Source organism: Clostridium algidicarnis (genome assembly GCF_000703125.1).
In the GTDB taxonomy this organism is placed as follows: Bacteria; Bacillota; Clostridia; order Clostridiales; family Clostridiaceae; genus Clostridium_L; species Clostridium_L algidicarnis.
Map to the genome: position 1 here is coordinate 600,236 of NZ_JNLN01000001.1, position 12,880 is coordinate 613,115.

Consider the following 12,880-nt stretch of genomic DNA (forward strand, 5'->3'; position numbering starts at 1 on the left):
CATATATTAATCAGTCCTTTTTTATATATCTAACAATGGCCTCTGTTGTCTTTACTAGTTCATCAATTTCTAAATATTCTTCAACAGTATGTACATTGTTCATTCCAACTCCAATAATAATTGAGTTAAATCCTTGTTTTGCAAATATATTACTGTCTGATCCTCCACCAATAACCTGAAGCTTAGAGGAAATATTTAACTTTTCATATATTTTAGCAAATTGTTTTGCAAAAATCAAATTATCCTTTGGTTTTAATGTAGGGTAATCACACTTATAATCTAACTTGTAGCTACCACCAAATTTTTCAATGGATTCATCACATATCTTTTTATAAGATTCAATAATCCCTAAAATTTTATCTTCAAAGTGACTTCTAACCTCTCCAGTAATCCTACAGACATCGGGAACTATATTTGATGGAAACTCAGAGTCTATTTTTGAAATGTTGGATGTTGTTAAATCATCAATTCTCCCTACATTCATACGAGACAAAGAATGTGCTGCCAACATTATAGCATTGATTCCCTTTTCAGGCTCTATACCCGCATGAGCCTTTTTACCTTTAAAGCAAATTTCAATATCATATTTACTTGGGGCAGTATGTGCAATAAGCCCAGCCTTTCCAGAGTTATCAACAACAATCATATTCTTTGCAGGGAACATGTCTTCTGGTACCTTCGTCCAATCAAAATGCTTGGCTCCAAGCATACCGATTTCCTCACATGGTGTTAAAACAATATAGATATCCTCATGTGATATATTTTCCTCTTTAATAGTTCTCAAGACTTCAATAATACTTGCTATTCCACCTTTATCATCTCCACCTAAGGTGGTTGTCCCATCTGATTTAATTATATTACCCTCTACTATTGGTTTCACATTTAAATTAGGCTCTACCACATCCATATGAGCAGCAAGAGTTACACCCTCGCCTTCTATATCACCAGGGAACTTAGCTATTATTGAAGGACAGTCCCCACCATATTCTACATACCCTTTATCTAGGTATATTAGAGCACCCATGTCTTTTAATAAATTCACAAGATACTTTCCGTACTCCCCTTCTTTTTTTGAAGGTGAATGAATCTCTAACATTTCCACTAAATTATTTAATAATCTTTCCTTATTCACTATGGTACCTCCTTGTATAATCTATTTATAACACTACATAAAAACTAAGTATTTTTCTATCAAGCATTTTCAAACCAAAAATTATACTCTAAGTTGATTAAGCTTCCTCTTTATCTATTTTCTTAATTAATTGTCTCTTAGCAAATGCAATGGTTGCAAATACTGAAACTAGAGTAATGATAAATGATGGTTTTCCTGGAATAATAGCAACAACCTTTGTCATTATAAAAGCAACAGCAAGTGCAAATACACCTGACTTAGGTGATTTTAATGCAAATTGTCCAAATACACCACCAAATAATGCAGGAATAATAAGAGATAACATTCTGCTAATAGACTGTGGTAAGCTAGCTAGCAATGTCTGCCCAGCAAATACAGATACTAATAAAAATACAATACCAACCCATATAGAAACTCCTATTCCTATAGTTCCCATAATAGCACCTTCATCAGTACCAGACTCATAACCAGATCCCTCTAAAGATGATACCGCCGCTGGAATCCTCATATTTACCAAATTTCCAGACAAGAATCCCATATATAATCCTGCCCTACCTACAATAGGAAAGTAACTAATAGGTTCACTAAAATAAAAAGCACCAGAAACTGATATTTGAGAAATTGCTCCAGCTAAAATTGCTCCAAGTCCAGGGTTAAATCCAAATCCAAATGTCATAACAAGTGGAGGTAAAAAACTCACAATCAGTCCAAGAATCATAGTAGATCTACCGATCTTTGTAATATCTTTAATGTATTTTTCATAAACGCTCATTTATTATAATCCTCCTTTATTTTAAAATGTTAAAGTTCCAATAATTGCTCCTCCAAACATTGCAATGGTTAGAGCCCAATCTTTTAGCCATTTAGTCTTTTTCTCTCCTAATTTCAAACAGACCATCATAATAATAAGACCTGAAATTGCAGCAATGGTTACATCAGGATTTGTTCTAACCTTTAGATAATTACCTACATTAAAGTAAGCAAAAGATCCAAGCATCGCTCCTATACTAACAGCTGGTAATAGTGCTTTTCTTCCACTTGTTAATAAGTTATTTACCTTATCCATTTTATGTCCAAATAAAAATACAAACACTATCCATCCAATTGACCCTAAAGCCATTGTCCATAACGCATTTGTAAATACTACAGGAGTCATGCTAGTAGATAGTTCTGATCCTAAAGCTTTAGCCCCAAAGTTAGCAGCCATAGCTTCAAAGTTAGAACCCCCAATTACACTTAATCTAAATGCAGATATAGGTGATCCCATAGTAACTAATAAAGCAAGTAAACTTCCAACAACACCCAATGCAGGCCCAATGCTACCAATAGCACTTGTTTTAATCCCCTTCTTAATCCTAGAATAATCCATCCCCATATCTAAACCAGCTTTAATTGATTTTCTCATTATTAATACAGATTGTATTAATACAACAGATATACCTATTATAGATACAATCCACATAATAGGATGATTCGCATAATATAAATGATTTGCTTCTTTCATTGTTTACCCCCACCCTTTCACTTTTTAATTCCTTAGTCTAAGTAATATCTTAACTTCTAGAAATAATATTTAAAACGTTTAAATTTTACAAACTACTCAAACTTATTATGAATGTTATAAAGCTTATGTATTCATTATTAATAAATTGCTTACTAAATTATAAATAGATTCAAGTATTAAACTCCGTATCACTCCCTTTTATAAAATTTAACAAGTTATTTGTTTGAATAATAAAAACGTTTTCTACATAGTGATGTTTTACCTGAATTTAAATTGTTAATTAAAAAGATAACTAGACTTACTTTGTTAAAATATAAATTACTACTAAAAAAATAACTCTAACTATCTTTTGGATTTGTCCCAAATAGGCCTTTAATTGCATCTGCTTATTCATTAAATAGAACTTTAATTATGTTTATACATGACCTTAATATGTCCTTAATTGTTTTTAACTATGACTTAAATAGGTCTTAAATTATCTCAAATTATAATACATCTTTTTTTAATTGTCAACAATTATTAAGAATTATCTGTGATTTCTATGATTCATTTATGATAATGTAATAGCTTCATAACTTGCCAGCCTTTAAACACGTAGAAAAAAATATAATTCCAATAAAAATCAAATTTCTACTGGAATTATAAGCATTACTTTATGGTTTTAGTTTAATCTTAATTTTGCGACGTGGCCTTCCAACTCCTAAAGAATTTTCTAAATTTGACTCTTCTCCATAACCTTTATCTATAATACTTTTTAAAATACGATTAGCACTACGCTCACTTATAAAAAGAATTTCAGACAGTTCTTTACTTGTAAATTCATCTCTTCCTAGTTTCTTTATTACACTACTAATCTTCTCAATATATTGATAGCTAATTCCAATTTCCTTAGATAATTTTAGGGTTTCTTCATCTACTAAATTTTTATATTTGATTTGATTTTTCTTAAAGATGGGTCCTACTACATTTTCACCATCATAAAAATAAATATTACCCTGCTTTTCAGAAGTACTCTTTCTTAAAGCATTTCTTGCATTATTTTCAGATTGATAAATGGTTACACCCTCACCTATGCCTACACCTAATATAATGTTTTTTGACTTACAGCCATTTATTATTCTGTATAAAGAACTTATATTTTCTACACTTAATGCTGCACCTTTATTAGATATAATAAGATACTCATTTGGATTAATAGTCTGCATCATACCTTCAATTTCTTTAGAATACATAAGAATTTCTTCTTCCAATTGAAGATTGTGATTTTTACTGTCATATAGCCCGACATTCCCTTCTATTACCTCAATGATCTGCACTTGAATTGCACATTCATTGATGCTTTTTAAACTAACACTATTTTTCAACTTAAAGAATCGATTTTTAATATCAATATTCGTTGCCTGTATCCTATAAACAGGAATATTATGCTTTTTTAAATAATTATATATATATCCAAAGGAGGTGAAAATACAATCAATATTCCCAGACTGGTATTTTTCTAAATAATACTTAAGATAATCCCCTTCATTTTTAGAAGGTAAATATTTTTGAATATCATAACTTTTAACCTGAATATTAAACTCATTAAGTACCTCAATCAGATCTTTTTCTTCAATTATATCTAAAGCAATCCTTGTACTCTTTGTATCGCCCCACTCCATATAAAATTCCCATAAAGCTTTAATGATACCTATAATACCTCTTTCCGTATACACAACTGGTTTTTCAAATCTTATTTTTGAAGTTATTTCAGAATAAACACCTATGCCAGTCAAAAATATACCATCTATTTCAAAGTCCATATCCCTTGTCATATCAATAAGTTTTTTTATCTCATCCTCTGCATATTTAACAAACTCTATATCCTTATGTTCTGCTGAAAGAACTTTGTATATCTTTTCAACTGAATCCGAAGCTCCCATTATAGCAATTTTCATATATATCTCCTATCATAAAACAATTAGTTATATATAAGAAAATTATACCACATCTTCGGTTATAATCTACAATCAAACTCTCAGAAGTAATAAAAAAATGAAGAACGCTAAGTAGGTATTCCTTATTTTCCTTCATTCTTTTCTTTCACTCTATTACCTCTTAGACCATTCTAAACTGTACTTTCCCTTTGCCTTTTTTGCTAAAATTATTATTTTATCCGATGGCTACCATCCGTAACGCCACTATCCTTTTCAAGGTGGAGATGACGGCTGCTACGCCCCTGGATAAGTTCTTCTAAGGCTCATATGGAGAGATGTATTCCTTATAAGCAAACTCCACCTGAGTCTAAGAGTCACTTGATATTTTTGGGTTTTGTCAATTTTTAACTCTATATTTGCTTCACCGCTGCCTTTTTTACTTTCAACTATTTTACCATCTTCATCTCTAATTTGTAGCTCTAAACTTCCCTTTTCTTCTTGAAGAGAATATTCAAAATTAATAACTTCTCCTTGGTTAAATTCAATTTTATTGATGTATTTATCGTTCATTTCATATAAAATATATGAATTATATATGTATCTTAAAATCAACAAAATCAAATATTCCATTTCCCTGCTTTAACATATCTTTATCTTCTATATCTTTAAATGCATTCTTAATATTATTTATTAAATTCACTTCTACATTCAACTCATTATGTGCAGGTAATATCTTTGTTATTTCTTTTAAACTACTAATTTTATCAATAGATTGCTTAAAGAGTATAGGATCTGTACTTGGATAAAATGCGTATAAAGTTCCTTTATAAACTAAGTCCCCTGTATACAAATATCCCTTTTCTTCTTCAAAAAGGCAAATATGCCCTGGTGAATGTCCTGGAGTATGTATAATTCTTATTTTTCTTGAACCAATATCTATAATATCATCATCCTTTAATATTCTAGTTGGCTCTCCAATATAAATTTTATAATTGTCTATATTAAATTCTATTGGTGGCTTTTTACTAAAAGGCTCTGCTTCAATATTTCTTTTAATTACATTAAGTGGAACAGGAATACCGCTTTTTAGCCATTCTGCATCACCTTTATGAACATAAATGTCCTTAAATAAACCATGTCCACCTATATGATCCCAATGTACATGTGTTGTCACTACTATCACCGGTAATTTTGTCAACTTATCAACTTCATTTTTAATATTTCCTATACCTAAGCCTGTATCAATTAACAAAGCATATATTTTGCCTATTAATAAATAGGAATGTACTTTTTCCCAATGTCCATATTCACTTATTGCATAGGTTTCATCATCAATCTTTTCAATTTCAAACCATTCATACATGTTAACTCTCCTTTATTAAACTCTAAATAAACCTCTATGTCATTACCTTCTGTATCCTTAAACTCTAACACTAAATTATCATTAATTTTTGTTAATGAAAAAACTATTTCAGCATTTAGTTTATCTACATCATTAACTTCTTAACTATACTCACTTTATTCTCTTCTCTACTTCATTAAGTAAAACTGGTTGAATCTGTGGATATGTTAAATTCTCTGGCATATGATCAAATAACTGAACCTCTCCAATTTCTAAATTAGGCAATTCTCCTATTTCATCAATTTCTGCATAATAGACTCTTCCATAACTTTTACCTGTCCTTTTGTCTCCAACAGAGTAATCACATAAATAATCAAATATAGGCTCTATACTAAATTTAACTGCTCCTGTTTCTTCCCATAATTCCCTTGATGCTGTATCATTAATATCTTCATTTAATTCTCTATGTCCACCTGGAACTTCAAAGGTTTTTCTTTCCTTATGCCTAACATATACGAATTTACCATTAAACTTCGATACTATAACGGCAAATTTTAATTCTTCCTCCTTCATTGTTCCTAAATCATATACTTTAGTTTCCATATAAATCCTCCCTCAAATAACTAAACTACTACTTTATTCTTTCTCTTAATCCCAATAAATCCTTTGAATGATATCTAATGCCATCTTCATCATATAATACTAATTACTTATATCTTCTATAAACAACTCTTTTCACCTTCTTTTTTATCTCTAATAAAAAAAACAAAAACACAATGCCTGTACGTGGATTTTGTGTCTTGGTTTATTATCTTAATTTTTATCCTCTTATCCCCTTATATTTATCTATTTTATACGCTGTTTAACAAAACTAATATTAAAATGATGGAAGTACTTACAGGAAGAAAGTATCCAATTAATGTACATATTAAATACGATAACTGCTTTTTTCTTTCCATCTCCGATACATTTAAATTTGACTTATTAAACTCTTTTTCCACCTTTTCCAACTATCACATTATACCATTTGTGTGAATCATCCAGTATACAGTTTAAGCCAATTAAAAGTGGACAACTATTTTATTTGAATTATCATCCATTATTTTACACGAGGTATTTATAATTAACCTGCCCATTTTTATTCTTAGAAGTGTATCACAATGGAATTTTCCTTTTAAATCTTTAAGAATAGAAAAGTTATATTTAAGAACTGCTGATTTTACAATAAAAAAGCCTTGTGGTGTTTATGAAATAGTTAATATCAAAAGAAGAAGTAGAAGCACTATCTCACGCATTGGGGTAAGGATATACAGGCAGTGAATTAACGAGGATACTTAATGATTGTGGACTTAGAGATAATAATGGTAAAAGTATTAGCAATCCAGTACTTGAATGTAAATATTGTTTTTTATAATAAAAAAAATGTTCATAATAGTATATACGATAAAATAAAGATGCGATTATAAAATCACATCTTTATTTTATCTTAATTTAAGAAGTATTTCTAACTTAAGTCTACTTATTGGATCTTCTAAATCAATATCTATTAATTCATTTATACATTCTATTCTCTTTCTCACGGTGTTAATATGAACAAATAATTTTTTAGCAGTTAAACTGTAATTCATATTTGATCCTAAATAAGTATCTAGAGTTTTAACAAGTTCTCTATCTTTATCTTTAACTAACAAGTTTTTAATGCCGTTTTCCATTATATTTATTTCATCATGTTTTATATCCATCCAAACTAATGGTCCTAGTTCAGAGTAAGTAATATAATAAAAATCTCTATACAGCATATTCCCCATTTCTAAAGCTTTTAAAGCTCTTTTATAACTTTTATATGTATCCATTAAAAGGGTTGGAATATCAGATATTCCAAAATTTAAATTAATATTCAACCTATCAGGTTTTACCAAATTATTGAATTTATCAATTAATTTTTTCGTATTTTTCACATTATCTTCTGTTGATATATTTTTGTCAATAGGAATTAAAATTAAATAGCTACTTTCACTTACAAATGATATTCTTGCTTGTATTTTACCAAAAATCATTTGGAAGTTTCTTTCAATAGCTTCTGTTTCTATGAAATTTTTACATTGTTTTTCTTTTGCTACCACTGTTATATATTTTATATGCATATCTAAGTCTAATTCTCTTCCTCTTTCTAAAATATTATCTTTATCTAATAATTTTTTGTTTATTATATCACTTATAAAGTTTTTAAATCCCGCATCTCGTAAATTTTGAGATACAAGTATCTGCTCGTAGAGAGATTGAATAAGTAAAAATCCTATTCTAAGTTTAAATTGATCAAAATAGTCTATCAAACCTTCAGCTTCCAATACAATAAAATAAGCCTTTACTTTCTCATCAATTATTACTGGTATCTTAATCCAACTAAAGGGAGCTTTGTATTTTTTATCAATAAATCTGTATCTGGTTATATCTAAGTTATCACATATAATTTCTGTAGTATAATCAAACGAAGGTTCCCAAAAATCTGACAACTCTAGTTCTGCTGAAATTTCTTCAAACTTATGTGAGCTACAATATTCTTTATCATTTAGTATGTCATATAGCATCGCTGGAAAATTCATTTCTTTTTCTATTTTATATAATATTTTATTTATCTTTCTATTTTGATATGATACATCAGATATAGTCCTTGCATTTATACTGTCTATCTTAAATTGTTTCATAGTAGTATTCATAACCAAAACATTTAAAGCATTTATTATATCCATCCATGACGGCTCATTTGGTACACTTATTAACGGTATATTATATTCATTAAATTTATCCAATACACTTTTGTCTATTTCTTTCAAATATCTATCTATTTTAATTGCCATCCCAGAAATGTCTCTAAATTTCTCATCATTCATATATTTTTCGAATAAATTAGGATAAGCTTTAAAGATGTATCCCGATGATATTACCAATTCACGTCCTTTTGTCCATTTATATCCATCAGGGGCATCAAGGATAGCAATTCCTTGAATCTGTTTGTTTAAACCATTATGTCCTGCAAGTACTTTAAAATCTTTAAAATAATCCGACCTTAAAATTTCTCTGATTTCTAATCCCATAAAAAGACCTCCCTATTTATAATATGTTTTGGATTATATCACAAATATAGAGCTTTATAGTGTTTGTACTAGATTATTTAAATCATATTAGCTATTTTCATTAAGATAATCCCAAGCAAATTGAGCATGTAGAGCAGCTCCTAATTTCATATAATTCTCATCAATATTGAATTTTTCGTTATGAGGGAAATAGATATTATTTTTTTCTTTATTGAAATAGCCCACTAGAGCATATGCTCCCGGTGCTTTTTGAAAATAATAGGGCATGTCTTCTGATCCCATCATAATAGGACCATGGACATTTTTATTCGGTCCAAATACTTTTTCAGCAGATTTATTCGCAATCTCTGCAATTTTTTCATCGTTACTCATACTAATTGTACTTTCTTCGATCTCAACGTCGATCTTGATATCATAAATGATAGCAAGTCCTTTTGCTAAATTATGAATCTTTTCATGAATAGCTTTACGAGTTTCTTCATGCAAATACCTCATAGAAATATCTAACTTAGCATATTTGGAAATAATATTAGCTTTTGTTCCCGCATCAAATTTTCCAACTGTAAGAACAAGAGGAGACTGTGAATCAACAAATTTAGTAATCATAGCATTTAGCTGTGTCACAAACTCTGCGGCTGGAAGAACAGTGTCTTTAGCTAAGTGTGGTATGGATCCATGTCCAGATATCCCTTCAAATTTAACATGTATAGTGTCACAACCAGCCATACGATAACCAGGTGCTATATCATAAAAGCCTACATCAATTGGCATTCCATGCATACCAAACACAGCATCGACTCCGTCCATCCCTCCATCTTCTATAACTTTTTGAGCGCCAGTAAAATTTTCTTCCCCTTCTTGAAATAACAGTTTGATATCACCTGGTAATTCATCTTTAACTTCTTTTAACATTCGAGCTGCTCCCAACAACATAGCAGTATGTCCATCATGCCCGCAAGCATGCATTAAGCCTTCTTTCTTGGATGAATAAGAAGCTCCCGATTGCTCAATAATAGGAAGAGCATCAATGTCAGCACGAAGAGCAACTGTCTTACCTGCTTTTCCTCCTTTAATATAACCTACTAAAGAGGTAGTACCCACTTTTTCGTAAGGTATATTTAGTTCATCTAACTGCTTAATAATATATTTTTGAGTTTCAAACTCTTGTCCGCTTAGTTCTGGATTTTGATGAAGATATCTCCTATTCTCAATTATTTTTGGTTCAAATTTTTTTACTTTATCAATAAAATTCATATAAACCTTCCTTTCTATATTTTTAATTTTATACTATACAAAATAAATGTTTATTCCTCTGTCTTTAAGCAATTTTGTCTTTATTATCATTCTTCGCCATTAAAATTGAATAGACAATTCCAATTATAGCTACAATCCCTACGTCAGCAGATGAAATTATCTTAGCTAAGCTCTCTGGCAAAAAGCTAGGTGAAAGTTGAATGAATACCATAATTGCAACTGAAATAGCAACTAAAGCTATTAGTTTATGTAATTTCAACTTAGAACCCATCATAACCAACATAGAACCAAGTATACCTGGAAGAGCAAAATTAAATGCTTGCATTATTTTAGCAGGTAAAATACTAATAATAGCTTGTCCAACTATCATAACAATAGCTAAAATGGCTAGGTTTGTAAAAGTTGATGAAATAATTGCAAAAATCCCCGCAACTTCTGCTTCCTCAGATCCAGGAGTCAGTTCCAATGCATCCTGAGTGGCTACAATAACAGGAAGACGCATGTTACCTATGTTTCCTGATAGAAAAGACATATATGTTCCAGCTGGACCTAATGTTGGGAAGTAAGAAATCGGTTCTACAATCCAGATTACCCCAACAAACCCTACAATAGAAATTAATCCTGATATAATATCTGCTGAATTAGGATAATAACCTAATACGAAAGTTAAGTAAATTGGTATAGTCATGGTACACAGTAAGGCAACTCCTATTGTGATTCTTCCCCATAAGTGAACTGACTTGTGGAATTGTTTTATTGTTTGTGGTTTATTATTTTCCATAGTTTCCTCCTTCTATCGTATAATGCTACCAACAATCATGGCAGAAATAACAGCAAATCCCATAGACCATTCTTTGAGCCATTTTTTTGAGCTATTTTTTTCGACGATTTTATTTATAATAACAACTGTTACAGCACCAACAATTAGAGCTGCCATAGGAGCTAAATCCATTTGTTTTTTTAAAATTCCTTTATTGATTACTTCTTTATAACCTAATGTAAAGAAAATAATAAAAGGTGCAAAAACAGACATATAAGCAATTGTTAATGGATTGGTCTTTTTAATTGTTTCTTGAAGTTTATCAATATGTTTTGTTGCAAAAAACACTACAATCAGCCATCCTGCTCCACCTAATGTCATTACCCAAGCAGCTGTAGCTAGCATATTTGGCATAAATTCCGGTGTTCCTGCTGTACCAGCACTGCCTATTTGGGCTGAAATCATTTCAAAAGAAGCTGATCCAATAATCCCAACTCTAGCTAAAGTGATAGGTCCTCCAATTTGGGCAATCAGAGCCATAGCTACGGCAAAAACAGCAAAAGCTGGTCCGATAGTTCCTATAGCTCCAATCTTAAAGGCCTTTTTTACCTCCTCTCGTTTTAATAAGTTTGTATTTCCCACATGTTTTTTTGCTAATCGATAAAAGATAATCGACTGAATGATTACATTGGCAACAATCAGTATAGATAAAATCCACATCATTGGACTGTTAGCAATTTTCATTGTTTCATTCATATTATTCCTCCTAATGAATTATTTTAATATTTTTATGTATTTAATTTATTGATTCGATTATACTCTTTTTGATTTAATTAAGCAGTGCAATAATCTTTACTATTTTTATAAATAAATGAAAACATTTTCACTATATTGATATCAACAGTAACCTAAAATTAAATATTTCATACTTTAGTAAATAGATAAAACCCTCTTCCTGATCAATTGAAAATAGAAAAATAAACGTATTTTTTCATTAAATAAGATTTCAACTGTTAATAAGTAGGAATATTGAATTAATTATGAGTGAATCGAGATGCTGACAAAATTCTGTACATAGTAATTTAGGATGTTATCTATGTATTCAAGAGAAATGAGAATGGAGGATATTATGAAATTAATTAAAGATAGTGGAATAGATATTGATATGATTTATGATGTTATAGCCTTATGTACTTTTGGAAGTTACAATGAAAGCTGCTGGGACAAGGAGCGAAGTGACATAGATGTTATAGTTCTTTCTAATACAGAGTTAGAATGGACTATGAAAATGGAAATAGAAGATTATTTAACTCATCATTTTAGTGAGAATAAGAGAGTGTTTAAAGAGAAATCCAAATAGTGAGGATGAAATAGTAGATGAAGCTATGATATCTTACTTTAATTCTTTCTGTGAATTTATACTAGATATGTGTGAAACATATTTAGTAACAACAGAAAATTATATCCCTAATAAATCAGGGGTAGATATAATAGAATTATCATCAAACTTTGGATTCATATCTTCAAATGATTCTAAGAAACTTCAAGGGATAGTGAGGCTTAGGAATAGATATACTCATGATTATTATCAAAGGAAGTTAGCAAGAAAAAGAATTATCGACATATGCAAATCTGAAATAATAACTTTAGATTTATTTCTAGAAATCTCTTCTGAAAGAATAAGATTAGTTATTAGTGACAAGACCTTGGGCAACACCACAGACTCCCAGTAAATTACCAAGTGCAAGCGTAATAAAATAAAAGACTTCACACTCTCACCTTAGATGAGAACATGCAGTCTTTTACATTCTTATATTTGTTTTTAATTTTCCATACTACATTCTCTAAAACATAGCATATCCATAATAATTATTTCC

13 protein-coding genes are annotated in these 12,880 nt (G+C 30.0%); 2 read left to right on the forward strand and 11 right to left on the reverse strand.

Translation table 11 applies throughout. The annotated features are described in order from the left end of the window. Positions 1-10 precede the first annotated feature (10 nt). The 11 genes from BV55_RS0102955 to BV55_RS0103010 all read right to left on the reverse strand — a co-directional run bounded on the left by BV55_RS0102955 (position 11) and on the right by BV55_RS0103010 (position 11,759). Positions 11-1,132 carry a M20/M25/M40 family metallo-hydrolase gene (locus BV55_RS0102955; RefSeq protein WP_035794233.1) on the reverse strand — a complete coding sequence of 374 codons (1,122 nt, stop codon included), beginning with the start codon at positions 1,130-1,132 and terminating at the stop codon, positions 11-13. A 97-nt stretch (positions 1,133-1,229) separates the two neighbouring features. Continuing rightward, positions 1,230-1,904, reverse strand: coding sequence for a hypothetical protein (locus tag BV55_RS0102960; protein WP_029451271.1), 675 nt, complete (start codon positions 1,902-1,904; stop codon positions 1,230-1,232). 21 nt (positions 1,905-1,925) lie between these two features. Then, complete coding sequence (locus BV55_RS0102965) at positions 1,926-2,636, reverse strand: DUF5058 family protein (protein WP_029451272.1); 711 nt, start codon at positions 2,634-2,636, stop codon at positions 1,926-1,928. Between the two features lie 653 nt (positions 2,637-3,289). After that, complete coding sequence (locus BV55_RS0102970; RefSeq protein ID WP_029451273.1) at positions 3,290-4,573, reverse strand: hypothetical protein; 1,284 nt, start codon at positions 4,571-4,573, stop codon at positions 3,290-3,292. Positions 4,574-4,846: 273 nt separating this feature from the next. Then, positions 4,847-5,122, reverse strand: a complete 276-nt coding sequence (locus BV55_RS0102975) for a hypothetical protein (RefSeq protein WP_198023185.1) — start codon at positions 5,120-5,122, stop codon at positions 4,847-4,849. Positions 5,123-5,141: 19 nt separating this feature from the next. After that, positions 5,142-5,915 (reverse strand): MBL fold metallo-hydrolase, encoded by a 774-nt coding sequence (locus BV55_RS0102980; protein WP_029451275.1) that lies wholly within the window; start codon positions 5,913-5,915, stop codon positions 5,142-5,144. Between the two features lie 150 nt (positions 5,916-6,065). Next, positions 6,066-6,497, reverse strand: coding sequence for an NUDIX hydrolase (locus BV55_RS0102985; protein WP_029451276.1), 432 nt, complete (start codon positions 6,495-6,497; stop codon positions 6,066-6,068). Between the two features lie 878 nt (positions 6,498-7,375). After that, a complete protein-coding gene (locus tag BV55_RS0102995) occupies positions 7,376-8,989 on the reverse strand; it encodes a PucR family transcriptional regulator (protein ID WP_029451277.1) in 1,614 nt (537 codons plus the stop codon). Positions 8,990-9,076: 87 nt separating this feature from the next. After that, complete coding sequence (locus tag BV55_RS0103000) at positions 9,077-10,243, reverse strand: M20 metallopeptidase family protein (protein ID WP_029451278.1); 1,167 nt, start codon at positions 10,241-10,243, stop codon at positions 9,077-9,079. A gap of 64 nt (positions 10,244-10,307) precedes the next feature. Next, on the reverse strand, positions 10,308-11,024 hold the full coding sequence (locus BV55_RS0103005) for a hypothetical protein (RefSeq protein WP_051652381.1): 717 nt from the start codon (positions 11,022-11,024) through the stop codon (positions 10,308-10,310). A gap of 12 nt (positions 11,025-11,036) precedes the next feature. Then, positions 11,037-11,759 (reverse strand): DUF5058 family protein, encoded by a 723-nt coding sequence (locus BV55_RS0103010; protein WP_029451280.1) that lies wholly within the window; start codon positions 11,757-11,759, stop codon positions 11,037-11,039. 373 nt (positions 11,760-12,132) lie between these two features. On the opposite strand from BV55_RS0103010, the gene BV55_RS0103015 reads away from it, so the two are divergent. Together BV55_RS0103015 and BV55_RS0103020 are read left to right on the forward strand one after the other, a co-directional pair. Continuing rightward, positions 12,133-12,363: a nucleotidyltransferase domain-containing protein gene (locus tag BV55_RS0103015; protein WP_198023186.1), complete on the forward strand. Its 231-nt coding sequence runs from the start codon at positions 12,133-12,135 to the stop codon at positions 12,361-12,363. Beyond that, positions 12,326-12,736, forward strand: a complete 411-nt coding sequence (locus BV55_RS0103020; protein WP_242850842.1) for a HepT-like ribonuclease domain-containing protein — start codon at positions 12,326-12,328, stop codon at positions 12,734-12,736. Before BV55_RS0103015 ends, BV55_RS0103020 begins: the two co-directional genes overlap by 38 nt. Positions 12,737-12,880: the final 144 nt, after the last annotated feature.

Bases quoted from the DNA above. Each gene is read 5' to 3' on its own strand.
- BV55_RS0103015 (WP_198023186.1), top strand. From the start codon at position 12,133: ATGAAATTAATTAAAGATAGTGGAATAGATATTGATATGATTTATGAT.
- BV55_RS0102960 (WP_029451271.1), bottom strand. From the start codon at position 1,904: ATGAGCGTTTATGAAAAATACATTAAAGATATTACAAAGATCGGTAGA.
- BV55_RS0102965 (WP_029451272.1), bottom strand. From the start codon at position 2,636: ATGAAAGAAGCAAATCATTTATATTATGCGAATCATCCTATTATGTGG.
- BV55_RS0102970 (WP_029451273.1), bottom strand. From the start codon at position 4,573: ATGAAAATTGCTATAATGGGAGCTTCGGATTCAGTTGAAAAGATATAC.
- BV55_RS0102995 (WP_029451277.1), bottom strand. From the start codon at position 8,989: ATGGGATTAGAAATCAGAGAAATTTTAAGGTCGGATTATTTTAAAGAT.
- BV55_RS0102985 (WP_029451276.1), bottom strand. From the start codon at position 6,497: ATGGAAACTAAAGTATATGATTTAGGAACAATGAAGGAGGAAGAATTA.
- BV55_RS0102975 (WP_198023185.1), bottom strand. From the start codon at position 5,122: ATGAACGATAAATACATCAATAAAATTGAATTTAACCAAGGAGAAGTT.
- BV55_RS0103005 (WP_051652381.1), bottom strand. From the start codon at position 11,024: ATGGAAAATAATAAACCACAAACAATAAAACAATTCCACAAGTCAGTT.
- BV55_RS0103010 (WP_029451280.1), bottom strand. From the start codon at position 11,759: ATGAATGAAACAATGAAAATTGCTAACAGTCCAATGATGTGGATTTTA.
- BV55_RS0102980 (WP_029451275.1), bottom strand. From the start codon at position 5,915: ATGTATGAATGGTTTGAAATTGAAAAGATTGATGATGAAACCTATGCA.
- BV55_RS0103000 (WP_029451278.1), bottom strand. From the start codon at position 10,243: ATGAATTTTATTGATAAAGTAAAAAAATTTGAACCAAAAATAATTGAG.